Source organism: Paracidobacterium acidisoli (assembly GCF_003428625.2).
GTDB lineage: Bacteria > Acidobacteriota > Terriglobia > Terriglobales > Acidobacteriaceae > Paracidobacterium > Paracidobacterium acidisoli.
The window spans coordinates 18,775-43,260 of the sequence record NZ_QVQT02000002.1 but is presented as its reverse complement, the minus strand read 5'-3'; the positions used below and the strand labels follow the sequence as shown (position 1 = coordinate 43,260).

Genomic DNA, 24,486 nt, shown 5'->3' with positions numbered 1-24,486 from the left:
TAAAGCTCACGAAAGGGTTGAAATGCCGGGTTGCGATTCGCCAGCCATAACAAAATCAGCTCTTCCAGCACGGCCTCACGATGAGACATGCCATCTGCTGTTGAGCCTTCCAGCCACTCATCCGGTTTTTGCTGACCGCGATAAATCGCAACGTTTGGAAACTCCCGCACAAAAGCTCGCAACAGCTGATCGAGATGCTCTTCTCCGACCTTCGCGCCAAACCAGTCAAGAGCAGCACGCGTCACCTCGGGGTCGCGCTGTTTGCGGTAATGGGCGATGAGCGCGTGGCTGATCTCATCGATCAGTCCCATGGCAAAGAGCGCCCCAGGATGAATCGTGCGTTCCGGATCGTTCGCCGTACCGCGCACCTCGTTCATGCGATATGCCAGTTCACGGCAGGCCGAGAGATCGCCAAAAATAACGTTGCCAACAAAGTTAAACAGCATATCGCTGACCTGATAGCGATCCCGGGCTTCGCGCGAAATGTGAAACTCCATCATGACTTTCCTTTGAGATGCAGAAGTAAGCCTGATCCGTCGGCCCGTTTTCCGCACTCTGCTATATCAGCCACTGTAAACCCGTAAATGACTCATTCGAGGAAAGAAGCAGCGGGCTCATCATACATGGTGCGGCGTCTCAGTTCACTATTCGGAGCAGCATATCCAGCAGGACCCCCTGTCCCTTAAGGATTTTTTCGCGCGCGGTCTCCAGTAAGAACCATTCTCCACGATCGACCTCCGGAACCTTCATCTTTTGCCCGGACCGCGGCGGCCATTCAATCGCGCAGGTGTTGGCTACTAACGTGGAGGGATCAAAATCCCCCTCCATCGCCCAGGCTGTGACAACCTTGCCGCCAGCCTGTCGAACCTCTCCCAGCGCAAAGAAAATCCCTTCCGGCTGCATGCCGGTCTCCTCGGCAAACTCGCGCTTGGCCGCCTCCATTCCATCCTCATTTTCGGCGATCTCACCCTTCGGAATTGACCATGCTCCCAAATCCTTCTTTGCCCAGAACGGCCCGCCTGGATGTACCAGGAAGACTTCGATCCCCTGCTCACGCCGCCGAAACATCAGCAGCCCGGCGCTCCGTTTCGTCATAATGACCTGCCTCATTGCTATCATGCGATACACGCGAGGTCATTTCCATGCCAGAGGTCGCCGCTCAGTCCGCACCAGTTTCCCTGAATGGCTTCGTGATCGTTCTCATTCAGTTCGATATCTGTGAGGAAATTCGCCTCGATCAGCTCCAGCAGATCATTTCTGCACGTATTGTTCAGCAGCCAAGCCTGAAGCATCCGGCCCCTGGATACATCCGTTATCAGCGCCCGCCTGTCGTGGAAACGATCGAGCCGATGGTGCTCGAAAGCGGCGAACGCCTCGATGTTGAAATTAAATACTATGATTACGGCATCATCAGCGTCGTACTGGAGCTTCCCTTCTCAGGTGACTGGGAAACTCTGGTCCGCCTCTCCAGCCGGTGGGTATGGGATGTTGATTTCTCAGCCCATGCCGGCCGTATCGTGCGTCAGCGGCTTGAACGTGCCGCCCCGGCGCTGGTCAAGCCCTACACCACCGAATGGCTCAGCGAAGACTATTTCATCTTCCATGTACAGGAGATGACAGATTCACCTTCAGCCAGCCAGATGATCACAGCCGACGGAAGTCGCATTGCCCAGGTCGTTCGCGGTGAAGTGGCTGCACTGGCCGAAGGTGAGATCAACGAAGTCCTCCAGTCGCGCATCTCGTACTACGCCTGTGATCTTGCCGTCATCGGCTGGAACTGCGCTTTTCTTTACGACACCGGTCCCGGAGCGGACACTGCGGTTCAATTGCTGGAATATGCCAATTCTCAGCTGCTGGAATTCCGCCACTACGATGAGCTTTTGACCGCTGAGCTCGAAACCGTCTACGACTCGCTGGACAACGGCACCGGTCTTCTTGCCCGCTGGCGTCTGGCGCGCTCAGCAACCCGCCTGCATACCGTGCTGCTCGACGTCGTTGAGCTGACCGAACACGCCGATAATGCGATCAAATTTCTTAGCGATATGTTCTCCGCTCGTCTTTACAAACTGGCGGCAGCCCGCGTGGGCGTGCCCGACTACAAAGATCTTGTTTCGGAGAAAATCCGAACGGCAGAAGACCTCTACCGCTTTATGGTCGATCAGTTCAATCAGGGACGCGCATTCTTCCTGGAATTGACCGTGGTCATCATTCTCATCATCGAGCTCGTCTTTCTTTTTCGCGGCAAGCCGTTCTGATGAGCCGGAGCTTCGTCATGAAGACATTCGATGGTTCGCATAACAGGATTCAATTAACTGACCAGGATGTCCTGCTTGTCGTGGATGTTCAGAATGATTTTTGCCCGGGAGGTCGTCTTCCCGTTCCGCACGGAGATCATGTCATTGAAGTCATTCATCGCCTTGCAGTCCGTTTCGCCCATATCATTCTCACTCAGGACTGGCACCCTCCGGGACATATCTCCTTCGCATCGTCACATCCAGGAAAGCAGCCATTTGAGTCCATTCAGACCGGCCACAGCGTACAGGTGTTGTGGCCTGATCACTGCGTTCAGGGAACGTCAGGAGCGGATTTTCCATCAACCCTGCACCTGCCTCAGGCAGAACTGATCCTGCGCAAAGGCTTTCGCCCGGAAATCGATTCTTACTCCACTTTCTTCGAAAATGACCACACCACATCCACAGGACTTGCCAGTTATCTTCGGGATCGTGGATTCGCACGCGTTTTCTGTGCCGGGCTGGCCTATGACTACTGCGTCGGCTTCTCCGCTGTCGACGCGCGGCGCGCCGGTTTTGCTTCCGTGATCCTTCCTGATGCCTGCATGGCAATCGATCTCAACGATTCCGTCGCCAGTATCGAGAGAGAATTCTCCCGGTCCGGAGTTTCAGTCGCACACAGCCAGAGTCTGGTGAGATAATGAGTTCCGCAGAGCTGCTCTTATTACTTCACCACTGACTGGAAGAGCGGCGACTGCAACAGACTCGAAAACTGGCTATCGGAAGCCGCAAAACTGACCTCGAGCTTACCCGCAGCAGAGTTGATCGTGGTGCTGTCGACGGCCTGCTTCTCTGTAGGCGTCCCACTTACTTTTTCATACATAGCTGCCGCATTGAGCAGAGAGGACATCGTGGCGGCCGTAAAGGTATCCGGTGTAATGACATAGAGGCTGAACTTAACTCCATTGTCAAAGTTCATGGTGTAGCTCGAACTTAACAGGCGCTTTTTGACGGTATCGTAATCGGCAAGCTGAGAAGCCTGCCCCAAAAGAGAGCGCATCATATACTGCGTTCCCTTTTGATCGAGAATGCTCCAGAGAGGCTCGGAATCGACCGACTGCATCGCCGTCATCATCGCGCTGTTATCCATAAAGTTCTGGGCGAGGTCATCGCGAGCGTCGAGTGCAGGCCGAATGGCGTCATTGGAACCGAAAAGCATCGTTGTCGGGTTAAGAAAGGTCACAAGCATCCCACTGGAACCCATCGGATAAAGATGGTTGTTACGAATGGAAGTGAATTTAATCTTCTTTTTCTTGAAATTTGCCAGAATATCGGCCACCGAGAACTGCCCCTGAGCAATTCCAACGACTTTGGTGCTGTCGCCATTTCCCGCACGGTAAGCGGCAAAGGCCAATATCTCTACATCATGGTTCTCATTAAAGCCTGAACTCTTCAGTGCATCTTCGAGCTGTTTCAGCTCCGGAGGCAGGACACGCGCTTTGAGATCCATCGCTGCCGTCGAATTCTGCATGGCACGGTAGTCAATCACGATAAGCTGCTGAACATTCAGGGGAATGGCTGAACGCGCATCGTTATCGAGCTGCGCTGCAGAGGCGGGCATTACAGAGACAGAGAAGGCCAAAGCGGCAATCAAAGTCATGCTCAGGATATTTCCGTATCGCTTACCGTGTTTCACGAAGACTTTCCTCCACATTACCGGCGGTACCGGATCATTCCGTTGACCGCCATTGTCATCTTAGACCCGAACCGGCTGGCAGAGATGCGGGCCAGGAAAGCGGGCGCTCCAGTCTGCGCTCGATGATCCGGCTGTCGGAGTCGAACTCCTTAAATAGACGCATCCACTCGCTGTCCCGCTCAATCGCGGCTTCCGGGATAAGACCGATAAGCTCGCCCTCTGTTACCGAAGCTCCGTAGCGAGCAGCCTTGTATTTCACCATGGCGTACACCTTTCCGACCGGTGTTCTCATGAAATCAGTGATATTCATTGAAATCTGAGCCCGCCCATGGGCCAGCACCCCCATTGCTTTTACGCCGGTAAGCCCGCCTCCGGATTGCCTGATTTCCTTTGCAATAGCTCTGGCAACAGCAACATCAGGAATGTCAAGATAAAGATTATAGGCAATAAGAAAACGGCGCGCGCCGACAGCGGAAGCTCCTGCGGTTGGATGCAGATCAGGACCGCCAACATCCGGCTGACGGGCTGTTTCTTTCTTTACCGCCTCGCGCAGACCTTCAAATTGCCCTCGGCGAACCTCCTCCAGCAAAACCCGGTCCGGGCGGGCGGTTGCGGCTTCATAGAAATAGACCGGCACACCGTACCGGGACCATATCTGCTGGCCGGCCTGACGCGCCAGCAGCGCACACTGATCCAGCGAAATGCCCTGTACCGGAACAAATGGGATCACATCCGCGGCCCCGATACGCGGATGAACCCCTCTCTGAGACGTCAGATCAATCAGCTCGGCGGCACGGCCCGCTCCGCGAACGGCGGACTCGAGCACACCGGCCGGCGGCCCGACTATGGTGACCACCGAGCGATTGTGGTCCGAATCGAGCGACCAGTCCAGAAGAGACACACCCTCTACCGCCATTGCGGAAACGATCGATTCAACAATGACGGCATTTCGGCCTTCTGAAAAATTGGGAACGCACTCGACAAGAGCATCAGACATTGTGTTCTGAGCCTTTCCCGTGCACTCTGCCCTGCTTCACTTCCACCAGGTATAGCCAATCTGGAACTGTATGCTGGCATTGACGCCTGGGTTTCTGTCTCCCAGCGAAGCACTGGAGATATGGATAGCGTTTGCGGAGAAGGTAATCGACTCCTTCGGCCTTACAAAGTAATGAAAGCCGCCGCCGCCCTGCGGACTGAAATTAAAAACACTGGTAGCACCTGGGGTTCCGTGATGAACCAGAACATCGGGCGGAAACTTATGTGTCGTATAAATCAGACCGCCGGCCCCCTGAAACCAGGGAACAAACCTTCCGTGCGGCTTAAAGTTCCAGCGCAGAATGATCGGCGTAATACTGACACCGGTATATGTGCCGCCGCCCACTGGCTCATTGACATAAGTTGTCAGGCCGGTAGCAGGATCGACAAATTTTTCCGCCTGGAGATGTGGAGGAGGTGTAAATGCCTGCCAATACGGCATGATCTCTCCCGCATACTCGAACTGCCCGCGGAAGAAGCCTCCCAGGTGCTGGTCGGTAATCACTTTACCCAGACGCACGCCTGCGCTGGTAAAGGAAAAGTCCGAGCGCTCGCCTACCCCGACACCGCCCTGAAAGAATGGTCCCCACTCCCACGGCCGTGCAGCAAGAACCGCGTCAGCTGACCGATCACCTGACCCGGTTGATACGTGCGCGGACTGCGCATGGACGTTGGGGACTGTTGTCAGTGAAATCCCAAACAGGGCAGCGAAAAAAAAAGCAAAAAGCTGTTTGCGCATTTAAATCCGTTCTCTCCACGGAGCAAAGCAAAGGCCGCCGATGGGCGGCCTGCCGGATGATATGACTACGGCCGTCAGCCCGCAACCTCTTCGAGCTGCTTCGCGTCCATGTCAAAGTTCGAATAAACGTTCTGTACATCGTCATGATCTTCAAGGGCATCGAGCAGGCGCAGCATCTGTGCAGCAGCCGCCCCTTCGAGCTTCGTGTAAGTTGAAGCGATCATGGTGATCTCGGACATGACGGTCTCAATACCTGCATCGCGAACAGCCTGAGCAACGGCTTCGTACGAGCCGGGATCGGTGAGGATTTCCCAGGTATCGCCCTCGTCGTTGAGGTCTTCGCCACCCTGCTCGAGCACAATATTCATGAGCTTCTCTTCGTCGGCCACTTCTTTAGCGACGGCAATGAGGCCTTTCTTCGAGAACATGAAGCGGACGGAGTTCGGCTCACCGAGGTTGCCGCCATTTTTTGAGAAGGTATGGCGGATTTCGCTGACGGCGCGGTTGCGATTGTCGGTGGTGCAGTCGACGATGACGGCAACGCCGCCAGGGCCGTAGCCCTCGAAGGAAATTTCCTCGTACTGCAGACCGGGGATCTCGCCGGTGCCGCGCTGAATGCCACGCTTGATGTTGTCGGCGGGCATGTTCTCGGCCTTGGCAGCCGCGATGGCAGAGCGCAGGCGAGGATTGCCGTCGGGATCTCCGCCTCCGGAGCGGGCCGCGATGGTGATTTCCTTGATCAGACGGGTAAAGATTTTCCCGCGCTTGGCATCGAGCGCGCCCTTCTTGTGCTTAATTGTCGCCCATTTTGAATGGCCGGACATGAGGACCTCGGAAGCATTTTGCTGGAGATGATTTTGCGGCGAAGTACAGGAAAAGAGGTGACTTCAGAGTACGTCCCGCAACTTAAAAGTATATATCAGGCCTTCGCGCATGGACGAACCTGTACCGGCGACAGACAACCGTAAGCAGCAAAACTGAAGGAACAGATCGGCATTCCCTGCCTCTGTAACAGGAATCAGAAGCTCTTCGGTGAGGCATAGTCACCTGATCCACTTTCATTCCCGGCATCGATTCGGACATTTATGGGCATCGAAAGAAGCATACCGGTGCCATAAGAAGTACTATTTCCCGCTGGGAACAAGAGCAGCGAATATAAAGGAGCGTTATGGAACCGCAGCTTCAGCGATCTGCTCATCGAATCTGGATTCTGGCCATCCTCCTGTCTTTATGCTTTTGCGGTTGCCTGCACCAGGTAGAGGCGCAGTCATTTCCCGGGAGAGAACAGGTCGAGATCGATGTAAATGCGAAGTCAGCTCCTTTTCCCCACTTCTGGGAAGAGATGTTTGGCTCGGGGCGAGCTAATCTGATGCTGCGTGAAAGCTGGCGCGACGATCTGCGCGCGGTGAAGCAGGTGACGGACCTGAGCTACGTGCGCGGCCACGGGATTCTGGATGATGAGAATGGTATCTATACCGAAGATGAACATGGAAACCCGGTCTATAACTTTCAGTACGTCGATCAGATTTACGACGGCCTGCTGAAAGCCGGCGTCAGACCCATAGTCGAGATCAGCTTTATGCCCAGAAAGCTGGCCTTCAATCCGGATGCGCTGCATGCCTTCTGGTACAAACCCAACGTGTCGCCGCCAAAAAGCTGGGAGCGATGGGATGGATTGATTACGCATCTCGCGCAGCATCTGGTCGATAGATACGGCGTCGATGAAGTATCGAAGTGGTATTTCGAAGTTTGGAACGAACCGAATATTGATTTCTGGGGCGGCATTCCCCGGCAGGACAGCTACTTCGAGTTGTATGCACACACAGCACGCGATATCAAGGGAGTCAGCAGCAGGCTCCGCGTAGGAGGCCCTGCAACAGCGGCAGCACAATGGGTGCCTGAATTCCTTAAGTACACGTCTGAAAATCATGTTCCCGTCGATTTCGTTTCCACGCACGGCTATGCCGATGACACGGTGTGGAACCTCTTCCACACACATGAAGAGATTCCGATGGACGACCGGGTGTGCCGGGCAATCGGAATGGTGAAAAAACAGATTCAGGCATCGTCAATGCCCAGCCTGCCGCTTCTGTGGACGGAATGGAATGTGCCCGGGCACGATGCCATTCGCGATACGACATTTGTCGGTCCGGCTCTGGCAAATACTGTGCGCGAATGCGACGGGCTGGTAACGATGATGTCGTTCTGGACCTTCTCGGATGTTTTCGAGGAGGGCGGTCCGATTGCCCAGCCCTTCGAAGGGAATTTTGGATTGATCGCGGAAGGGGGCATTAAAAAAGCGAGTTATTACGATTTCAGCCTGCTGCATAAGCTCGGCGATGAACGGCTGGCAAACTCATCGCGAGACGCAATCGTGACCCGGAGAAGCGATGGATCGCTGGCAATTGCCGTATGGAACCTGGTAGATCCGCAGGAGGGCGGCCTGGTAAAAGGCTCTCCAAAAGAGATTGTGCTGAAGCTTACAGGACTCCCTGCCGGAGCCACCGCTGCAGTAAGCCGTGTGGATGATGAGCATGGAAATACCCTGGGACTCTACCGAAAGACAGGAAGCCCGCAGTATCCCACCGTGAAGCAGGTTGATTCGCTGAATCAGGAGAGCGCACTGCCTCCACCCCAGGAGCGCAGAATCGAGAATGAACAACTGGAATTAAAGCTGGAGCCAAATGCATTGCTGTTGGTAGAGATAAAGAAATAACAGAAGGACGGCGCCCGCCACGGAGCAAATGCCCGAAGAGCTTTGTTTCGTCATTGCACTCTTTCTCTGCCCACTCTCCTGGAAGTAAAGAGGTGGGCAGAGAAAACGCAGCTTATGCTATTCGTTGGAATTTCCGCCCTTATAGACAGGGACAGGAGGCGGATTGCGTTCGGCGAACTGCCGCTGATGCCAGTAGGGATAAATCGGCGTCCGTTCACTGGCTTTGTCTAGTTTCTTCACCTGTTCAGCGCTAAGGGTGAATGTTGCCACCTCAAGATTCTGGCGAAGCTGGTGTTCATTGCGCGCGCCAAGGATGATGCTCGAGACAGTAGGACGCTGCAGAAGCCAGTTAAGGGCAATCTGCGGAACAGATTTCCCAGTCTCTTTGGAGACTTCTTCAAGGGCATCGACAACCGTATAAAGATATTCGTCGTCGACGGGCGGTCCCATCTCGGCAGTTTTGTGCAGACGGCTTTGTTCGGGAAGCGGCTGACCACGACGAATCTTACCGGTGAGACGGCCCCAGCCAAGCGGGCTCCAGATCAGAGCCCCAACACCCTGCTCCAGACCAAGCGGCATCAGTTCCCACTCGTATTCGCGGCCAACGAGCGAGTAGTACACCTGATGCGCAACATAGCGCGCCCACCCATAACGCTCCGAAACGGCGAGAGATTTCATCAAATGCCAGCCGGAAAAATTGGAGCATGCGATGTATCGGACCTTGCCGCTGTGCACCAGCGTATTCAAGGCATCTAAAGTCTCTTCGACAGGCGTGGCCGCATCGAAGCCATGCATATGGTAGATGTCGATGTAATCGGTGCCCAGACGCTTCAGACTGTTGTCGCATTGCTGCAGCAGGTGATACCGCGAGGAGCCGACATTGTTCGCCGCTTCGCCCATGCGGAAGGTAGCTTTGGTGGAAATCAGAACCTGATCCCGCTTGCCCTCGATAGCCTTGCCCAGAACCTCTTCAGCAAGACCGTAGGAATAGATGTTGGCCACGTCGAAGAGATTAACGCCTGCATCGAGACAAAGATTGATGAGGAGCCGAGCCTCATCCACATCCGTTTGTCCCCATGCGCGAAAAAATTCATTACCGCCGCCGAAAGTGGCCGCACCAAAGCTAAGCGCGGAAACCTTCAGACCCGATCGTCCAAGCTGTCTGTATTCCATCTTTGATGGATAACGCGTACTACGCAGAGATGCAAGTGGCCGGGCAAAGATTATGCAAAAATACAGTTTCGCCGCGTGTCCAATTATTTCCGGGAACCTGTATCCAGGTTCTTCCGTATGTCCAGTAACAGGCGGTGGCAGGTGTGCGACAGCCCAGCCAGGCACCACGAATCGTATGGAAAAAGGGGCAGACTATGAGCTTCTGCAGGAATCGATGGGGAATGGTGGTAACCACTCTGGCCATGCTAGTTACGCCGCTTGCAGCGCTGGCGGCAGATGGAGCATTCGACAAAACGCTTTCAGTGAGCGGGCAGGTAATTCTCAGCCTGAATACCGGCTCGGGGTACATTCATGTGTCGTCAGGGCCGGATGGAGAAGTTCATATTGTCGGCCACGTTCACGCGGGGAGCTGGGGAGATTTCGGTTCCGCTCAGGATCGTGTTAATGATGTGGTGGCGCACCCCCCGATTGAACAGTCCGGCAACGTTATCACGGTGGGCAAACACACCAACTATCACAACATTTCGATCGATTACGACGTAACGACTCCACGGGGCTCTGAGCTGGAGGCAAATTCAGGCTCAGGCGATCTGCGACTGCTGAACCTGGGTGGACCTCTTCGTGCGAATACCGGGTCAGGAGAGATCGAAGCCAGTGGGCTGACAGGCAGGGTGGCACTCCAAACCGGCTCAGGCGATATCCATGCAGAAATGCATGCGGCCAATGACGTAAAAGCTCAGACCGGAAGCGGATCGATTCATCTGCAGGGAGTGCAGGGCGCCTTATATACGCAGACAGGCTCCGGCGACATCGAGGTGAACGGGCAGCCGACGACAAACTGGAAGCTTCAGACTGGTTCCGGCTCGGTAACGCTTAATGTCGGAAACGCCAAATTCTCGCTGGATGCCTCGACCGGATCGGGCTCGGTCCACAGTGATCCGCCCATCAGCACGCACGGAAGTCTGGAGCACCATCACATTATGGGAGATGTGAACGGCGGTGGACCTACGGTACGGATCGAAACCGGCTCTGGCGATATCCGGATTCACTGACGATATAGAGATGTCTGTACCAGGCGGGTTGCTTTATTCGGAGCAACTCGCCTTACTCTGAAAGCTGCTCTATGCTGATCCACAGCGCGCAACAATCAGCGTAATATCGTCATGCTGTTCGCCCGGATGGAACCGGCGAATTTCGCTCACAATAGCCGAAAGCAGTTCTGACGCGATCATGCTCCGATGACGCCGCAAAGCTTCAATAAGACGGTGTTCGCCAAATTCCTCTCCCTGTAAGCCGGATGCTTCAGTAACACCATCGGTATACAGCAACAGCAGATCGCCGGCGGAGAGTGTGGTCTCGCCCCTCACGCACTCCCATTCCTGGAATAATCCAAGCACCGTGCAGGTCGAATCCAGGCGTTCGATAGCCCCGTCACTCCTGAGCAGCAGCGCGCTCAGGTGGCCACAGTTCACATAACGCAGCCGCTGTGAAGTGTCTTCGTACTCTGCAAAGACGAGCGTGGCATAAGCATTGTCATCCGTGTTCTCGAAGAAAAGCCGATTCACGGAATGAAGCAGACTCTCAGGATGATCCCACGCAAGAGCAGCCTGACCACGCAGGTTTGCCTGCAGATTGGCCATCAGCAAAGCAGCAGCAATCCCCTTCCCGGCAATGTCACTGACGATCAGCCCGAGCCGGTCGCGGCCGAGACCAAGGAAGTCATAGTAGTCGCCGCCTATCTGACGAGCCTGAAGACAAATGCCGGCATAATCAAGGGTCCGGAGCCTTGGTTGTGACTGGGGGAAAAGCCGCGCCTGCACCTGCCGGGCTATCTCCATCTCCTGAACCACGCGGGCCTCGGCCTCTCGCTTCGCGGCAAGAGTGCGCTGATATGCCTCTGCATCCCGCCTCACCTCATCCTGAAAGCGCTCCGTCGACATCTTCCATTGCTCTGTCAGATCAAAATCGGCTGGCCGTTCGCAGGCAAGGTCAAGTATCGTCACCTCCTGCATTCGGGAGATTCGATAAGTTCTGAATCCAGCCGGAGTACGTGCATACAAATACCATGTGCTGCCTTTGGCAATCAGCCCCAGCGGATCGACCGTCCGCTGCTCGACAATCCATTCCTGCTGACAGCCATCCGATTGCGGAACATCCCGCTGAACCGGGCTCCGTCTCTTGCGGTAGGTGAATCTGAGTTTTCGGTCCCCGGAGACAGCATCCTGTACGACCGGCAGAAGCGAGAGATCCTCCGAAGTTCCGGTCCATGCCGTGGGGTCCACATAAAGACGCTCCCGCATGGAAACAGCGCGATCCCGCATGGCTGAAGGCAGTGACGCCAGCAGTTTGCCGAGTGCCCGCTCCGCGGCCGAGGCAAGCCGCTTATCACCAAGAACGCGAGGCTGTGACATCAGGAGCGCACGCAACTCTGCGTCATCCAGACCGGGGACGTGCATCCGCCAGTTCTCATCGAGTTGCCAGCCTCCGCTGGCGCCACGCAGGGCATATACCGGAACCCCCGCGGCGCTGAGAGCCTCCATGTCCCTGTGTACAGTGCGCTCCGAGATTTCAAGCCGCTTCGCCAGCTCTTTACCGGTCAATTGGCCGTGAGCCTGAAGCTGCAATAAGGCTGAGAGCAGTCGATCAGCCCTCATAAGCACCTCGCCGGATGACCAGCACACATTCCGATCCGCTGGTTGTCAGAAATATTTTTTAAAATCCTGGAAATTATGACACAGGGTGACATATATGCGCCGTTAACTTCCATAGTGCGGGCTAAAGAGCCCATCGCGGAAAGGATCACACCATGAAGATGACTGATTTGTTTCTGGATGAACTGGCGCGGGAAGCGAACGCTACGAGGCGAGCACTGGAGCGTATCCCCGATGGCCGGTCGGACTGGAAACCACATCCGAAATCGATGTCACTGGGGCAGTTGGCCACTCTGGTATCAAGTCTGCCGTCATGGATTGTTACCACAGTGAATCAGGAAGAATTGGATATGAAGCCCGCCGGCAGCCCGGGTTATATGCCGCCTCCTGAACTGCACACCAGCCGCGAGCTGGTGGATGCCCTGGAAAAGCACGTCTCCGCCGCGCAGGAAGCGCTGGAAAAAACCAACGATCGGCATCTGATGATGCCCTGGCGTTTTAAAGTCGGCGGAATGGTTGTGAGCGAGGAGCCGCGCTACCAGGTCATTCGGGACTCGGTCTTCAATCATCTTGCACATCATCGCGGACAGCTTACCGTCTACCTTCGCCTGAACGATGCTTCCGTTCCGTCTATCTATGGACCTTCAGCGGATGATGGACATTTCGGCTGATATCCTGCCCGGGCAGAAAAACAAAAGTACGCCCGGGCAAAAACGCCATGTGGCTCCCGTTAACTTCTTCTCCTGGCAACGTCCGTATAAACCTTCACATATTCAGCAGCAGGACCGGACCAGGAAAAATCCTTCATCATGCCATTGCGCATCAGCTTGCTCCATGCCGCCTTGTCGGTAAACAGCGTCAGGGCACGATGAATAGCAGCGAGAAAATTTTCAGGTTCATAGCCGTGGAATTTAAAACCTGTACCAGACTCCGCAACCGGCTCCCACTCCGCAATCGTGTCATCAAGACCGCCAGTCGCACGCACGACCGGAACGGTTCCATATTTAAGGCTGTAAATCTGATTCAGACCGCACGGCTCATAGCGCGACGGCATCAGAAAAATATCCGAGCCGGCTTCCACCTTGTGCGCCAGCATCTCGTCGAAAAGAATGCGCACATGAACCTTATCCGGAAATCGCGACTGAAGATCGCGAAAGAGATTTTCGTAATATGGCTCGCCGGTGCCGAGCACGATCAGAGTGATGTCTTCTTTCATTAAGCGATCGGCAATACCGGCAAAGAGATCAAACCCCTTCATGGTCGCGAGGCGTGAGACGATACCGAGAATCGGGGTCGCCTCGCCAACATGAGAAACGCCGAACGCGTGCAGCAGATCGCGACGGCAATCGGCCTTTCCCGCAAGATTTTCCGGCGTGAAATGCGCGGCGATATTGTGATCCGTGGCAGGATTCCACTTGGTGTAATCAACACCGTTAAGGATTCCGTGCAGATCCTCTGCACGCCGGCGCAGAATCGGGTCCAGCGCATTGCCGAATTCGGGAGTCTGAATTTCCTCGGCATATTTGCGACTGACGGTCGTCAGCGCATCGGAATAAACGATGCCGCCTTTAAGGAAGTTGAAGTTGTTGTACTGCTCTACACGGTCCATGTGGAATATTTCCCAGGGAAAGAGCAGGTTTTCGGTGGTTGCAGGCGGGAAGAGCCCCTGATAGCCGGCATTGTGAATGGTAAGAACGGCAGCCGTACTGCTGAAAGCAGGATCTCCGGAATACACTGTGCGCAGATACACTGGCAAAATCGCCGTCTGCCAGTCATGCACATGAAAAACATCGGGGACGGCTATCTGCTTGGAAGCCTCCAAAACGGTTCGGGAAAAGAGACCAAAACGCTCCCAGTTATCTCCATAGTCTCCACTCGGCGTGCTGTAAAAAGACTCGCGGTCGAAAAGCTCCGGACAGTCTACAAAGTAAAACTGCACGCCATCCTGTTTGCCTCCATCCAGAATCGCAACGAAACGGTTGTAATAACGGAAGGGGATGGTAATGCTGCGGAGAACGATCTTCTTCTCAGGCAGGCGCGCCGCCACTTGCCGGTAATAGGGCAAATAGACCGTAACCTGATGACCAAGACGAACAATTTCGCGGGGCAATGCTTCGACTACGTCGGCAAGACCACCGGTTTTGGCGTAAGGAGCACACTCCGACGCTGCGAAAACAATGTGCATAAGAAGATTCTCCGGTGAAATATGATGCAGGAAGGCCGGAAGAATGAGTCTAACCTGCAGCCCTGAGCCAGGCAATGCGGGCACAGAAACACCATTTTCAGCCTACCTGTTTATCGATGCCGCAAAACACCAGGCGATCTAAACTCGGACAAAACTTTCTTGTGAATCTGCAGGCATGCGAGGCCATTGCGGCCGCGTCCGGAGATTTGTCACAACGAGCTGTTGTCGAAATCGGACCAGGCCGCGGTGCCATTACGGAGATTCTGGCGGCACGGGCGCAGCAGCTGATCGCCATTGAACTCGACACATTGCTGGCAGCACAGCTTCGCCAGCGCTTTGCAGCGCAGACGCACGTCAAAATTATGGAAGCCGATGTACTTGACGTTGATTTTGGCGAGCTGCAAACAGATAAAGCAAAGCTCGAGGTCATCGGTAATTTGCCGTACTACATTACGTCAGACATCCTGTTACATCTGTTCCGTTATTCCGCGGTGATTCATCGTGCGGTGATCATGGTACAGCGCGAAGTAGCCGAGCGGGTATTGGCCACTCCGGGTACAAGCGAATATGGAGTGTTGTCTGCGACCGCACAAATGTTTGCGCAGGTGGAGAAACTTATGACTCTGCCGCCCGATGCATTCTCTCCGCCACCTGAGGTGCATTCGACGGTGATCCGGCTAACGATGGCGCCTCGATTTGAAGAGCTGAAGGTCGATGCGGAGGGCTTCTTCGCCTTTCTTCGGGCAGGATTTGCGCAGAAGCGAAAAATGCTCGCGAAAAACCTGCGCATCGCGGGACTGGAAGCACAAACGATCGCAACCGCTTTCGAAAAGGGCTGCGTTTCGTCAACGGCCCGTGCGGAAGAACTGACTCTGGAGCAGAGCGCCGCTCTGTACCGGGAGATCAAAGGACAAAATTCGATAGCTCTTATCCGATAAAACCAGGCGAACCGTGTACGGAAATTCCTGCACTATCGATGAGGCGGTCCGCCTGCCGGATGAGCGGCCCCACCTCCAGCTCTCGGGGGTGCCGGTGGTGGCTGTGGATGGGGCGCTGCAATACCAGAATTCGGGTTTCTGCCGCCGGGAACTTCTATATTGCGGGGCGGCGCTCCAGCCGGATAGCGCGGCTGCACCTCGGGCGGATGCGAGCCATAAGCCGACGGAAAGTGAACATCCGGATTGCGAAGGCTGCCGCCATTTCTCAGGATCTCAGGATGCGCTCGTTCGACAGTCCTTGTGAAACCTTCTCCCAGTGGCCCTGGCTGTTGCGGATGAATCGTCCGTGCAATGGGGACAATGGTTTTTCCTTCGAAGCCGAAAGTCCGAGGTTCCGGTCGGCCCGCACCTAAAGTACGAAATCCCTGCCGAAACTGATCTCCTCGATTCACAGCGACCAAAGGCTCGGGATGCGGAATCCTGCCCGGACCTTTGCGTGGACTAAGGATGGGCACAGGCCGCTCCGGCGGACGATATCCATGGGGCACCCGCCATACGGTTGCGTAGGGATACCATCCTCCCCCGCGCGGACCCCAGCCACAGTTTCCTGGAAACCAGAGCCAGCCGAAACCATCGAACCAGCTCCATGCGCCGCAGTGATACGGCCACCATCCCCACGAGTAGCCGGAGATCCATGTGTACCCAACTCCACTGTAGTAGCCCCAGTAGCCCACGCCAAAAGGATCCCAGTTCTGATCGACTCCGGAGGGAGCCCACGCCTGACCGTATCCAGGAATGTCGTACCAGTCCCCGTAATAGTCAAGATCGCTCCAGCCCGGATCATCGGGGTTATCGGAGCCTGCGCGTGCCAGGGTCTCGCTCGCATCAAGCTGGGCCAGAATCTGATCTCGGTCCGAGTTCCACTGGTCCCAGGAATTTGCGGCGATACTCTGCACCAGAGTAAACGGTCCGCCGCCGTCTTCCATGCTGCAGCGCAGAGTCTGGTTGGTATGCACATCCGCTGTCTGAGACGGGCCTTCTTCGATGTGAACCGTGCCGTGCATCACGGCAAGTTCGGCAGGAGTATTGTCGAGATCAATGCGGAAAACCGAGTTCACCGACGGCGTGACAGCGTTTGCCCCAAAGTGCACACGATACTGCGCGGACTGGCCGTTCAGCTCGTAATAGCTGAGACCGCTGACGGCTTCGATCCCGGTCGTGAAACTACCGTCGGCTGCGCGGCTGAGCTGCGGAAAGGCTACAGAGCTGTCAGGCGCAACGCGAACCACACTACCGTCTTCGAGCTCGATCTCGGCGCGTCCATCATCAGCAGTTGCAATGCGCATCCCTTCGACGATGGGCATATTTCTGTATGCCTGGCTGAAGTCGAGCTGATCACCGCTGAAGATTTGTACTGTGCCCTCGACACTGCTGAGGCGAACGGTGCGAATATTGCTTTCCGGTGCAGGCTGCTGCTGCGCCTGATCACTCGGTGGCGGAGGAGGCGCACTTTGAGTGTCCTGTGCCTGAAGCGCCACGACAGCCGAAAGAAACGCGGCCAGTAAAGCCGCCAGAAGAATGGATCGACGCCTCGATGCCATTCGGACCCATTTGTTTCGCTTCAGGTGCCTCACCGGACACCTCCTTCGACGCGCTGCCGTCTGATTCTGAAGATGCCGGACGACGGAAAACGCTCCTCTATTCTTCGCCCGGCGGTATTGCTGTTCATCTGCTTCCCTGCCCCAACACTCTATAAACGTTTCAAAACGCCGTATGTTTCGCAATTTTGAGTAAAGGCACTCTGACCATGCGAAAAACGGGCAGATTTACGGATATGGAATCGCGGCGTCATCAACGATGAGCGGTTTCACCAGCGGCTGCGTTCAGTAAGGTGCGGGCACGATACCGTGCACGCTGCATCACTGCGTCGTCACCAGCAATGGCCTCGAGGACTGGGGCGATATTATCCAGTCCGGCAGCGCGCTGGTCTTTTGCTGTGCTTTGCAGATTCTCGAGCTCGGCATCAAGGCTCAGCCGGTTGTGCTTCAGCTCCACATCCAGCCGCCGCCCAATCTCCAGCGTATAGGCGACCGAAACAAGTTGATCGGAGAGCCGCTGCAGCGTCGCATCAGATGCCCAGTCAAAATCACATGTGCCGTGACCATCGGGACCGGCATACGTCAGCGTCCGCTTTCCGGTAAATGCCAGCTTCTTCTGTCCACGGTCGCACTTTCCGGCAAAGAAGTGATGCGCGCGGGCGTACTGGAAGAGCTCGGTGCGCAGTGAGTCGCTAATGTGTATGTCGCGATCGAGACGCGCAGGCGCCACCTGTTCGTCGGAAGCATCCACAGAGGCCGGACCGGGAAGAGAGTCGAAGCGCCCTGAACCATCTTCATGAAGAACGAGGGTGTAGCTGGAAGGCTGCAGCCGCTGATTCTCGAAGGTGTATGTGATCTGCGCCGGCGGGTTCTGAGCAGACGCCGCCGGCGGTATCAGGCAAAGCGCTCCCAGTGCGATCAGCGGTAGAAGTTTCATAAAGTCAGATAACGGAAACACTCTGCCGAGCCAGCGTCTGGGCATGATGTACGTGGCAGATTGCAATTGCCAGCGCATCTGCGGCATCGGCCGGTTCGGGGGCAGCGGCGAGACCGAGCAGCCGCGCGATCATGAACTGCACCTGTTCCTTTTGCGCCAGACCATATCCGGTAACGGTGGATTTGATGGTCAGAGGAGCATATTCGGCAACAGGCAGGCCGGCATTGGCTGCAGCGAGCAAAGCCACTCCGCGGACGTGCCCAAGCTTCAATGCGGATTTGGCATTGACCGAGTAGAAGACTTCCTCAATGGAGACGACATCGGGCTGGTGAATCTGCAACAGAGAAGCAATTTCAGCGTGAACAAAGGCAAGGCGCTGCGGCAGGCCCGACTTCTTCGGCGGACGGATACCGCCCGCAGCAATGGGGACCAGATGCGGATCGCGAGCGGCAGCGTTCCATTCGACCACGCCGTACCCGGTGATTTCGGTGCCGCAATCGATGCCAAAGACACGCATATTCGACTCGAGTTTACCTGAGAGACCGGTCCCGAGACAGTGACAACAGGAGTTCGCTCAGCGTGAGACGCCTTCGAGCGGCGAGCTCGCTGTGGCATAGAGTTTGCGCTGCATCCGGCCGGCAAGATACGCCTGACGTCCGGCGAGGATGGCGTGCTGCATGGCTTCTGCCATAAGGATGGGGTCCGCCGCCGCGGCGATGGCGGTGTTCATGAGGACACCATCCGCACCCATCTCCATCGCGAGCGCCGCATCCGAAGCCGTGCCGACTCCGGCGTCGACGATCAGCGGCACTTCTGTGATCAGTTCGCGGAGGATGCGGAGCGTCGCCGTGTTCTGAATGCCGAGACCGCTGCCGATGGGTGCGGCGAGAGGCATGACGGCGGCAGCTCCGGCGTCAATGAGACGTTTCGCAAACACAATATCATCAGAGGTATAGGGCAGAACGGTAAAGCCTTCCCTCACCAGCACCCGCGTCGCTTCAAGGGTTGCCTGAACATCGGGATAGAGGGTGGCCAGATCGCCGATGACTTCGATCTTGACCCAGTCGGAGAGCCCCACTTCGCGGCCGAGGCGAGCGGCGCGGATGGCCTCGTCGGCGGTATAGCAGCCGGCGGTGTTCGGAAGCAGGAAGTAACGCTGCGGGTCGATGAAGTCGAGCAGCGATTCCTTCGAGCGGTCGAGGTTGACGCGCCGGACGGCGACGGTCACCATCTCCGCGCCCGAGGCTTCAATGGCTGCCTGCGTCTCGGCGCCATCCCTGTACTTTCCGGTGCCGACGATAAGCCTGGACTGAAAGGCCCGACCTGCAATGACGAGAGGTTCCATAGCTGTATTGTAGAGCGGAAGCGGCTTTACCAGATGATTCGTACCAGGCCGGAGCGGCGGATATTCTCGTCCGCCGTTACCAGAGAGAAGCCCTCCGCCAATGCTGTTGCGGCAATGATACGGTCGGCAGGATCGCCGGGGAATGGAGAAGGAAACGATGCCGCCAGGAGAGCGATCTCTCTGGTCAGAGGGAGAACAGAAAACCGCGATTCAATCTCTCGCAGAAAAACCTCGACAGGGATATGTGTCTGGATTCTGCCCCGAACCACCCCGCGCGCTGTTTCATACAGAGACTGGCTGGAAACGGCGATCACAGCCTTTCTTTGGTGCGCCTCTTTTATGGCGTCCTTTGCCAGCTGAGAGAGCCGTCCAGGACTACCCAGCAGCCAGACAACAACATGCGTGTCGAGCAGAATCAATGGCTACGCTCAGTCGCTTTGGATGAAATGGATTCCTGCCCGGAAGAATCAGCATTGTTCTGCACCGCTTTGTTCCGCGCTTCTATGGCTGCCCGTTCCGGAGTTCCGTGAGGAAAGAAGTCGTCATCCACTTCCCATGGTTCGGTGATGGGCTCTACCAGATCACCGATAATCTCAATTTTCCCCGCAAGAGCACCGAAGATACTTTCCGGCTTCTCCTCCAGCGGAACCAGTTTTGCCATCGGTTTGCCGTGTTTGGTGATGATGACTTCACCATGGCCATGGTAGACGTCATCGATCACCGACAGGCAGTGGGTCTTGAAGCTTCCAGCAGGCATGGTTTTCATGGTGAAATTCCTTTACGACTATGGTCATTTTACCATAGTCATAAGTTATGCCCAGGGTTTGGACCCGCCGATAAAGGGAAAGGCCCGCTGCCTGTTCGGCACGCGAGCCTTCTGTCCCGGTGAGCTGTGGAGATTGACCTGAGGCGCCCTCGCTTACCATGAGTGGGCCTCGGCGATGGATGCGGCTTTCGCCAGGACTGGAGCCGAAGGCGGCTCTAAGCCTCAGTCACCTCACGTTGAGTCATACAACTACTGCCATCAGAATTCTTCATAGACTGGATCATCCTCCTTTCCCGTGTACCTCAGAAGTTATGCCTGAGTCCTGCGGCGGTCAAGTGGGACTGGCCGTCCAGACAGGACTGGCCGTCCGGCAATCGCAATCGCTGCGCGATTGCCACTCCTGCATCTGGTTCTCGGGCGCTCCTTCAAGTCGCGTACCAGGCGAGGCGCTTCCTCCGGTGGCTGTAGACTGAGGACGGATTCCAATTCATTCTGAGGAATGTTGCATGTCTGAGGTGAAGATTACGGTTCGTCCCAATGGACCGCTGCGGATCGAAGGGCCGGTGAAGCTGGTGGACGCAGAGGGCAACGAGTGGGATGTGGCCGCGAAGCCGGCATTCTCGCTGTGCCGCTGCGGCGCTTCGGCGAACAAGCCTTTCTGCGACGGATCGCACAACAAGATCGGCTTTCAGTCGGTGGAGAGCCCGGTAAAGCCGACGGAAGCGTAAGCACGAGGTCGGTCCTGAAACAGCAATGGCGGGCATAGTGCCCGCCATTTGTGCGTTTGCAGCGGTCTCAGTCGTAGTATTCGAGGCCAAGGTGGGTGATCAGGTCTTCGCCCATGATGTGGCGGAGGGTGTTCTTGAGCTTCATCGACTGGATGAAGAGGTCGTGCTCGGGGTAGAGGCCGGGAGCGGACTGCGGCGACTTAAAGTAGAAGCTGAGCCACTCCTGAATACCGAGATGGCGCAGCGACGAGGTGCGCTGGGCCAGGTCGAGGAAGAGGATGAGATCGAGCGCGAGCGGCGCGGCGAGGATCGAGTCGCGGCAGAGGAAGTCGACCTTGATCTGCATGGGATAGCCGAGCCAGCCGAAGATGTCGATGTTGTCCCAACCCTCTTTGTTATCACCACGGGGCGGGTAATAGTTGATGCGCACCTTGTGGTAGATCTCCTTGTAGAGATCGGGATAGAGCTCGGGCTGGAGGATGTAGTCGAGGACGCCGAGCTTGGACTCTTCCTTGGTTTTGAAGGACTCCGGATCGTCGAGGACTTCGCCGTCGCGGTTGCCGAGGATGTTGGTGGAGTACCAGCCGCTGAGGCCGAGCATGCGGGCCTTGAAGGCGGGGGCGAGAACGGTCTTGATGAAGGTCTGTCCGGTTTTGAAGTCCTTGCCGCAGATGGGAGCGCCGTTGGCGCGGGCCAGCTCGATCATGCAGGGCAGGTCGACGGTGAGGTTCGGCGCGCCGTTGGCGAAGGGGACGCCTTCCTTCAGCGCGGCGTAGGCATAGATCTGGGAGGGCGCGATGTTCGGGTCGTCCTCGAGCAGGCCCTTCTCAAAGGCCTCGACGGTCTGATGAACGGCGGAGGGCTCAAGGAAGATCTCGGTCGATCCGCACCAGATGACGACGACGCGCTCGACCTGGGATTTGAAGGTCTGAATGTCGGAGCGGAGCTGCTGGGCGAGGTCGCACTTGCTGCGGCCCTTCTTGACGTGCGTGCCGTTGAGGCGCTTGACGTAGTGCTGGTCGAAGACGCCGGGCATGGGGCGGATGCTCTGCAGGAAGGGCTTGATGCTGTTCAGATGGTCGTTGTCGAGCACCTGGGCGTGCGCCGCGGCCTCGTACATGTCTTCGGGGAAGATCTCCCATCCGGTGAAAACGATGTCGTTGAGGTCGGTCAGCGGGGCGAAATCCTTAATGAGGGGGGCCCGGTTATCGGTGCGCCTGCCGAGGCGGATGGTGCCCATCTGGGTAAGCGAGCCGATGGGTTTGGCAAGGCCTTTGCGGACGGCCTCCACGCCGGCGATGAGGGTGGTGGCTACGGCGCCCATACCGACGACCATGACGCCGAGCTTTCCGGTGGCTGGCTGAATCTTCGCTGCAGTGGCTTCTGACATCTTGCTTCGAGTACCGTCCTTCGGTTGAATAAGCCTTCTCAGTCCAAGCAATCAGTTTCTGCCGCATGGTCCGATTTGGCAAAGCGGGTTGGCTACTGCACCGGTTACGGAAAGGTTCAACGGCGGGAATCGGCAGTTGAATGGGGATTTCCGGATTTCAGAAGAAGGGCGGACGGGCACGCGGGCTCTCGTCCCGCGCAGCGAGACGGGAATGATGCCGAAGAGTTTGATTTTTGTGAGGGGTGGTTGCTGTAACCCGTTTATTTTCTGCGCTTTGTGGAGGGATTACCTCGGTTATCCCCGGCTAAGTCGCTCATTTTAAACGATACGGGCGTCTCGACATGGCAGAGAGGAAGAGTGAGAGGCGCTGTCCCTATTGTAAGGACCGAAGAGAAAAAACATGCCAGCTTTTTGAAGGCCGAAGCGGCGTGGATTGTGCAAGTTAGAGAAAGAAGGGCTTGACAGGCCGCGGCCGGGGCATCCGGGCGGGGGCATCCGGATGACTCCGGGAGAGAAAAGCAGATCCCTCCGCTGCGCTTCACTACGCTCCGCTTCGGTCGGGATGACAAAGTAAGAAGGTGTTTTCCGGATATTCCCACTGACTATGCAGCTTCTGCGTCTTCGGGGCGGACGCGGTTCTTCCAGTGCGTCCAGACAAACCAGACGAAGGCAACGACGACCAGAATCTCCACGGCAAGGTGGAAGCGGTGGTAGATGGCCTTGAAGCGCGGATCGCTGTCCCACGCCTGGCCCATCTTCATGCCGGCGTAGGCGAGGGCGTAGCACCAGGGCAGCGAGCCGAGAAAGGTATAGACGTGGAAGCGGAGCTGCGGCATTTTGGCGATGCCGGCGGGCAGGGCGATGAAGGTGCGGATGATGGGAAGAAGGCGTCCGATGAAGACCGTGATGCCGCCGTAGCGGTTGAAGAAGTGCTCGGCGCGGTCGAGGTCGTGATGGTTGAGCAGAATGAAGCGGCCGTATTTTGCGATGAAGGGGCGTCCGCCGATGGCTCCTATCCAGTAGGCGATGAGCGAGCCGATGTTGCAGCCGAGGGCTCCCGCGACGGCGACGCCGATGAGCTTCAGCTGGCCGGTGTGCACCAGATAACCGGCGAAGGGCATGATGATCTCGGACGGGAGGGGGATGCAGGCCGACTCGATGGCCATGAGGAGGGCGACGCCGGCATATCCGGAGGCGGAGATGACGGCAATGATGAAGTGGGCCAGAAGGGCGACGATCTTTTCGCTCATTCGAGTTGAGTATACCGGGACAGGGCGCAGGCTCAGGTCACAGGGCGCAGAAATCGGGATTAGCGATTGGGCATCAGGGATCAGGGATCAGGGATTAGGGATTAGGGTGCAGGGCTCAGGTCGCAGGGCGCAGAGTTCAGGACGCAGAAAAGCTCTTACAATGGCCTGCATGGCAGCGGAGAAAAAGAGCACGGGGCGCAAACAGGGTACAGAAAGACAGAGCACAGGGTACAGAGCGCAGGGCGCAGGACCTGAACAGGGCTCAGGGCGCAGGGCGCAGAGCACAGGAAAAGCGCGAAAGACAGGCGCGGCGGAGAAGGCAGCCGAGGCGAAGGCTCCCAGGCCGACGGGAAAGAAGAAGGTGGCCGCTGGAAACGATCTGGCGCCGGAGCGGGTTGCGGAGATTCTGCGGATTCTGGCGAAGACCTATCCCAACGCGGAGTGCGCGCTGGTGCACCGCAATGCGTGGGAGCTGCTGGTGGCGACGATTCTCTCGGCGCAGTGCACCGATGCGCGCGTGAACATGGTCACGCCGGAGCTGTTTCGGACATTTCCAGGGCCGAAGGCAATGGCGGCTGCTTCCCTGCCCGCGATCGAGGAGATCATCCGCTCGACAGGCTTTTATCACAACAAGGCGAAGTCGATCCTGGGCGCGGCGAAGAAGATCGTGAGCGACTTCGGCGGGAAGGTTCCGCAGACGATGGCGGAGCTGCTGACGGTTCCGGGCGCGGCGCGGAAGACGGCGAATGTGGTGCTGGGCGTGGCGTACAGGAAGGCCGAAGGGGTGGTGGTGGATACGCATGTGCTGCGCATCTCGAACCGGCTGGGGCTGACGCACTCCGATGACCCGAAGAAGGTGGAGCAGGAGCTGATGCAGATTCTGCCGCACGATCGCTGGATTGCGTTTTCGCATGAAGTGATTCACCACGGACGGAATCTCTGCGTGGCGCGCAAGCCGAAGTGCGTGGATTGTCCGCTGGAGAGGTTGTGCCATGCTCCGGACAAGACGTGGGAGTCGGGGGAAGGCAGGGATTAGCGATCAGCGATTAGCGAAAACTGCAGATCCCTCCGCTGCGGAGCTGCCTGACGGCTGCTCCTTCGGTCGGGA

25 protein-coding genes are annotated in these 24,486 nt (G+C 56.7%); 9 read left to right on the top strand and 16 right to left on the bottom strand.

What is annotated here, in order from left to right; all coding sequences use genetic code 11:
• Positions 1-128 precede the first annotated feature (128 nt).
• Positions 129-584, top strand: a complete 456-nt coding sequence (locus D0Y96_RS20355; protein ID WP_252263479.1) for a hypothetical protein — start codon at positions 129-131, stop codon at positions 582-584.
• A gap of 52 nt (positions 585-636) precedes the next feature.
• Here D0Y96_RS20355 and D0Y96_RS03945 read toward each other — a convergent pair whose 3' ends face one another.
• Complete coding sequence (locus D0Y96_RS03945; protein ID WP_252263478.1) at positions 637-1,110, bottom strand: NUDIX hydrolase; 474 nt, start codon at positions 1,108-1,110, stop codon at positions 637-639.
• Positions 1,111-1,142: 32 nt separating this feature from the next.
• Between D0Y96_RS03945 and D0Y96_RS03940 the strand changes: the two genes are divergently transcribed.
• A complete protein-coding gene (locus tag D0Y96_RS03940; RefSeq protein WP_117298073.1) occupies positions 1,143-2,255 on the top strand; it encodes a hypothetical protein in 1,113 nt (370 codons plus the stop codon).
• Between the two features lie 17 nt (positions 2,256-2,272).
• The gene (gene pncA / locus D0Y96_RS03935) at positions 2,273-2,932 is read left to right on the top strand and encodes a bifunctional nicotinamidase/pyrazinamidase (protein WP_117298668.1); all 660 of its coding nucleotides are present in this window, start codon (positions 2,273-2,275) and stop codon (positions 2,930-2,932) included.
• A 23-nt stretch (positions 2,933-2,955) separates the two neighbouring features.
• On the opposite strand, the gene D0Y96_RS03930 is transcribed toward pncA, so the two are convergent.
• The 4 genes from D0Y96_RS03930 to D0Y96_RS03915 all read right to left on the bottom strand — a co-directional run bounded on the left by D0Y96_RS03930 (position 2,956) and on the right by D0Y96_RS03915 (position 6,525).
• Complete coding sequence (locus D0Y96_RS03930) at positions 2,956-3,927, bottom strand: hypothetical protein (protein WP_350448961.1); 972 nt, start codon at positions 3,925-3,927, stop codon at positions 2,956-2,958.
• A gap of 55 nt (positions 3,928-3,982) precedes the next feature.
• On the bottom strand, positions 3,983-4,924 hold the full coding sequence (gene ftcD, locus D0Y96_RS03925; RefSeq protein ID WP_117298072.1) for a glutamate formimidoyltransferase: 942 nt from the start codon (positions 4,922-4,924) through the stop codon (positions 3,983-3,985).
• Positions 4,925-4,960: 36 nt separating this feature from the next.
• A complete protein-coding gene (locus tag D0Y96_RS03920) occupies positions 4,961-5,482 on the bottom strand; it encodes an acyloxyacyl hydrolase (protein WP_158562177.1) in 522 nt (173 codons plus the stop codon).
• A 293-nt stretch (positions 5,483-5,775) separates the two neighbouring features.
• Positions 5,776-6,525, bottom strand: a complete 750-nt coding sequence (locus D0Y96_RS03915) for a YebC/PmpR family DNA-binding transcriptional regulator (RefSeq protein WP_117298070.1) — start codon at positions 6,523-6,525, stop codon at positions 5,776-5,778.
• A 344-nt stretch (positions 6,526-6,869) separates the two neighbouring features.
• On the opposite strand from D0Y96_RS03915, the gene D0Y96_RS03910 reads away from it, so the two are divergent.
• A complete protein-coding gene (locus D0Y96_RS03910) occupies positions 6,870-8,417 on the top strand; it encodes a GH39 family glycosyl hydrolase (protein WP_117298069.1) in 1,548 nt (515 codons plus the stop codon).
• A gap of 117 nt (positions 8,418-8,534) precedes the next feature.
• Here D0Y96_RS03910 and D0Y96_RS03905 read toward each other — a convergent pair whose 3' ends face one another.
• On the bottom strand, positions 8,535-9,590 hold the full coding sequence (locus D0Y96_RS03905) for an aldo/keto reductase (RefSeq protein ID WP_117298068.1): 1,056 nt from the start codon (positions 9,588-9,590) through the stop codon (positions 8,535-8,537).
• A gap of 194 nt (positions 9,591-9,784) precedes the next feature.
• Between D0Y96_RS03905 and D0Y96_RS03900 the strand changes: the two genes are divergently transcribed.
• A complete protein-coding gene (locus D0Y96_RS03900) occupies positions 9,785-10,642 on the top strand; it encodes a DUF4097 family beta strand repeat-containing protein (RefSeq protein WP_252263477.1) in 858 nt (285 codons plus the stop codon).
• Positions 10,643-10,711: 69 nt separating this feature from the next.
• Here the strand turns inward: D0Y96_RS03900 and D0Y96_RS03895 are convergent, their stop codons facing one another.
• Complete coding sequence (locus D0Y96_RS03895) at positions 10,712-12,271, bottom strand: SpoIIE family protein phosphatase (protein ID WP_350448960.1); 1,560 nt, start codon at positions 12,269-12,271, stop codon at positions 10,712-10,714.
• A 125-nt stretch (positions 12,272-12,396) separates the two neighbouring features.
• Here D0Y96_RS03895 and D0Y96_RS03890 point away from each other — a divergent pair, with 125 nt between their 5' ends.
• The gene (locus D0Y96_RS03890) at positions 12,397-12,912 is read left to right on the top strand and encodes a DinB family protein (RefSeq protein WP_117298065.1); all 516 of its coding nucleotides are present in this window, start codon (positions 12,397-12,399) and stop codon (positions 12,910-12,912) included.
• Positions 12,913-12,971: 59 nt separating this feature from the next.
• Here the strand turns inward: D0Y96_RS03890 and glgA are convergent, their stop codons facing one another.
• On the bottom strand, positions 12,972-14,426 hold the full coding sequence (gene glgA / locus D0Y96_RS03885) for a glycogen synthase GlgA (RefSeq protein WP_117298064.1): 1,455 nt from the start codon (positions 14,424-14,426) through the stop codon (positions 12,972-12,974).
• Positions 14,427-14,500: 74 nt separating this feature from the next.
• Between glgA and rsmA the strand changes: the two genes are divergently transcribed.
• Positions 14,501-15,364: a 16S rRNA (adenine(1518)-N(6)/adenine(1519)-N(6))-dimethyltransferase RsmA gene (gene rsmA, locus D0Y96_RS03880; RefSeq protein WP_252263476.1), complete on the top strand. Its 864-nt coding sequence runs from the start codon at positions 14,501-14,503 to the stop codon at positions 15,362-15,364.
• A 32-nt stretch (positions 15,365-15,396) separates the two neighbouring features.
• Here the strand turns inward: rsmA and D0Y96_RS03875 are convergent, their stop codons facing one another.
• The 6 genes from D0Y96_RS03875 to D0Y96_RS03850 all read right to left on the bottom strand — a co-directional run bounded on the left by D0Y96_RS03875 (position 15,397) and on the right by D0Y96_RS03850 (position 20,010).
• Entirely contained in the window at positions 15,397-16,965 is a 1,569-nt protein-coding gene (locus tag D0Y96_RS03875) for a FecR family protein (RefSeq protein WP_117298062.1), read from the bottom strand.
• A 250-nt stretch (positions 16,966-17,215) separates the two neighbouring features.
• Entirely contained in the window at positions 17,216-17,899 is a 684-nt protein-coding gene (locus D0Y96_RS03870; RefSeq protein ID WP_117298061.1) for a hypothetical protein, read from the bottom strand.
• A gap of 4 nt (positions 17,900-17,903) precedes the next feature.
• The gene (ruvC, locus tag D0Y96_RS03865) at positions 17,904-18,416 is read right to left on the bottom strand and encodes a crossover junction endodeoxyribonuclease RuvC (protein ID WP_117298060.1); all 513 of its coding nucleotides are present in this window, start codon (positions 18,414-18,416) and stop codon (positions 17,904-17,906) included.
• A 57-nt stretch (positions 18,417-18,473) separates the two neighbouring features.
• Positions 18,474-19,244, bottom strand: a complete 771-nt coding sequence (locus tag D0Y96_RS03860) for a thiazole synthase (RefSeq protein ID WP_117298059.1) — start codon at positions 19,242-19,244, stop codon at positions 18,474-18,476.
• Between the two features lie 26 nt (positions 19,245-19,270).
• Positions 19,271-19,663 carry a type II toxin-antitoxin system VapC family toxin gene (locus D0Y96_RS03855; protein WP_117298058.1) on the bottom strand — a complete coding sequence of 131 codons (393 nt, stop codon included), beginning with the start codon at positions 19,661-19,663 and terminating at the stop codon, positions 19,271-19,273.
• Complete coding sequence (locus D0Y96_RS03850) at positions 19,660-20,010, bottom strand: type II toxin-antitoxin system Phd/YefM family antitoxin (RefSeq protein WP_117298057.1); 351 nt, start codon at positions 20,008-20,010, stop codon at positions 19,660-19,662. The genes D0Y96_RS03855 and D0Y96_RS03850 overlap by 4 nt, the downstream gene beginning before the upstream one ends.
• 506 nt (positions 20,011-20,516) lie before the next feature.
• On the opposite strand from D0Y96_RS03850, the gene D0Y96_RS03845 reads away from it, so the two are divergent.
• Positions 20,517-20,738 carry a CDGSH iron-sulfur domain-containing protein gene (locus D0Y96_RS03845; RefSeq protein WP_117298056.1) on the top strand — a complete coding sequence of 74 codons (222 nt, stop codon included), beginning with the start codon at positions 20,517-20,519 and terminating at the stop codon, positions 20,736-20,738.
• A 67-nt stretch (positions 20,739-20,805) separates the two neighbouring features.
• Here the strand turns inward: D0Y96_RS03845 and D0Y96_RS03840 are convergent, their stop codons facing one another.
• Positions 20,806-22,128, bottom strand: a complete 1,323-nt coding sequence (locus D0Y96_RS03840) for an inositol-3-phosphate synthase (protein ID WP_117298055.1) — start codon at positions 22,126-22,128, stop codon at positions 20,806-20,808.
• A 602-nt stretch (positions 22,129-22,730) separates the two neighbouring features.
• Positions 22,731-23,378, bottom strand: coding sequence for a DedA family protein (locus D0Y96_RS03835; RefSeq protein ID WP_117298054.1), 648 nt, complete (start codon positions 23,376-23,378; stop codon positions 22,731-22,733).
• Positions 23,379-23,538: 160 nt separating this feature from the next.
• Between D0Y96_RS03835 and nth the strand changes: the two genes are divergently transcribed.
• A complete protein-coding gene (gene nth / locus D0Y96_RS03830; RefSeq protein ID WP_252263475.1) occupies positions 23,539-24,414 on the top strand; it encodes an endonuclease III in 876 nt (291 codons plus the stop codon).
• The last annotated feature ends 72 nt before the right edge of the window (positions 24,415-24,486 follow it).

Excerpts from the sequence above, each read along its gene's own strand:
- D0Y96_RS03905 (WP_117298068.1), bottom strand. The coding sequence starts at position 9,590 with ATGGAATACAGACAGCTTGGACGATCGGGTCTGAAGGTTTCCGCGCTT.
- D0Y96_RS03860 (WP_117298059.1), bottom strand. The coding sequence starts at position 19,244 with ATGGAACCTCTCGTCATTGCAGGTCGGGCCTTTCAGTCCAGGCTTATC.
- D0Y96_RS03840 (WP_117298055.1), bottom strand. The coding sequence starts at position 22,128 with ATGTCAGAAGCCACTGCAGCGAAGATTCAGCCAGCCACCGGAAAGCTC.
- rsmA (WP_252263476.1), top strand. The coding sequence starts at position 14,501 with ATGCGGGCACAGAAACACCATTTTCAGCCTACCTGTTTATCGATGCCG.
- ruvC (WP_117298060.1), bottom strand. The coding sequence starts at position 18,416 with ATGCGTGTCTTTGGCATCGATTGCGGCACCGAAATCACCGGGTACGGC.
- ftcD (WP_117298072.1), bottom strand. The coding sequence starts at position 4,924 with ATGTCTGATGCTCTTGTCGAGTGCGTTCCCAATTTTTCAGAAGGCCGA.
- D0Y96_RS03945 (WP_252263478.1), bottom strand. The coding sequence starts at position 1,110 with ATGAGGCAGGTCATTATGACGAAACGGAGCGCCGGGCTGCTGATGTTT.
- D0Y96_RS03900 (WP_252263477.1), top strand. The coding sequence starts at position 9,785 with ATGAGCTTCTGCAGGAATCGATGGGGAATGGTGGTAACCACTCTGGCC.
- D0Y96_RS03915 (WP_117298070.1), bottom strand. The coding sequence starts at position 6,525 with ATGTCCGGCCATTCAAAATGGGCGACAATTAAGCACAAGAAGGGCGCG.
- D0Y96_RS03835 (WP_117298054.1), bottom strand. The coding sequence starts at position 23,378 with ATGAGCGAAAAGATCGTCGCCCTTCTGGCCCACTTCATCATTGCCGTC.
- D0Y96_RS03875 (WP_117298062.1), bottom strand. The coding sequence starts at position 16,965 with ATGGCATCGAGGCGTCGATCCATTCTTCTGGCGGCTTTACTGGCCGCG.
- D0Y96_RS03890 (WP_117298065.1), top strand. The coding sequence starts at position 12,397 with ATGAAGATGACTGATTTGTTTCTGGATGAACTGGCGCGGGAAGCGAAC.
- D0Y96_RS03845 (WP_117298056.1), top strand. The coding sequence starts at position 20,517 with ATGTCTGAGGTGAAGATTACGGTTCGTCCCAATGGACCGCTGCGGATC.
- pncA (WP_117298668.1), top strand. The coding sequence starts at position 2,273 with ATGAAGACATTCGATGGTTCGCATAACAGGATTCAATTAACTGACCAG.
- nth (WP_252263475.1), top strand. The coding sequence starts at position 23,539 with ATGGCCTGCATGGCAGCGGAGAAAAAGAGCACGGGGCGCAAACAGGGT.
- D0Y96_RS03910 (WP_117298069.1), top strand. The coding sequence starts at position 6,870 with ATGGAACCGCAGCTTCAGCGATCTGCTCATCGAATCTGGATTCTGGCC.
- D0Y96_RS03870 (WP_117298061.1), bottom strand. The coding sequence starts at position 17,899 with ATGAAACTTCTACCGCTGATCGCACTGGGAGCGCTTTGCCTGATACCG.
- D0Y96_RS03940 (WP_117298073.1), top strand. The coding sequence starts at position 1,143 with ATGCCAGAGGTCGCCGCTCAGTCCGCACCAGTTTCCCTGAATGGCTTC.
- D0Y96_RS03850 (WP_117298057.1), bottom strand. The coding sequence starts at position 20,010 with ATGAAAACCATGCCTGCTGGAAGCTTCAAGACCCACTGCCTGTCGGTG.
- glgA (WP_117298064.1), bottom strand. The coding sequence starts at position 14,426 with ATGCACATTGTTTTCGCAGCGTCGGAGTGTGCTCCTTACGCCAAAACC.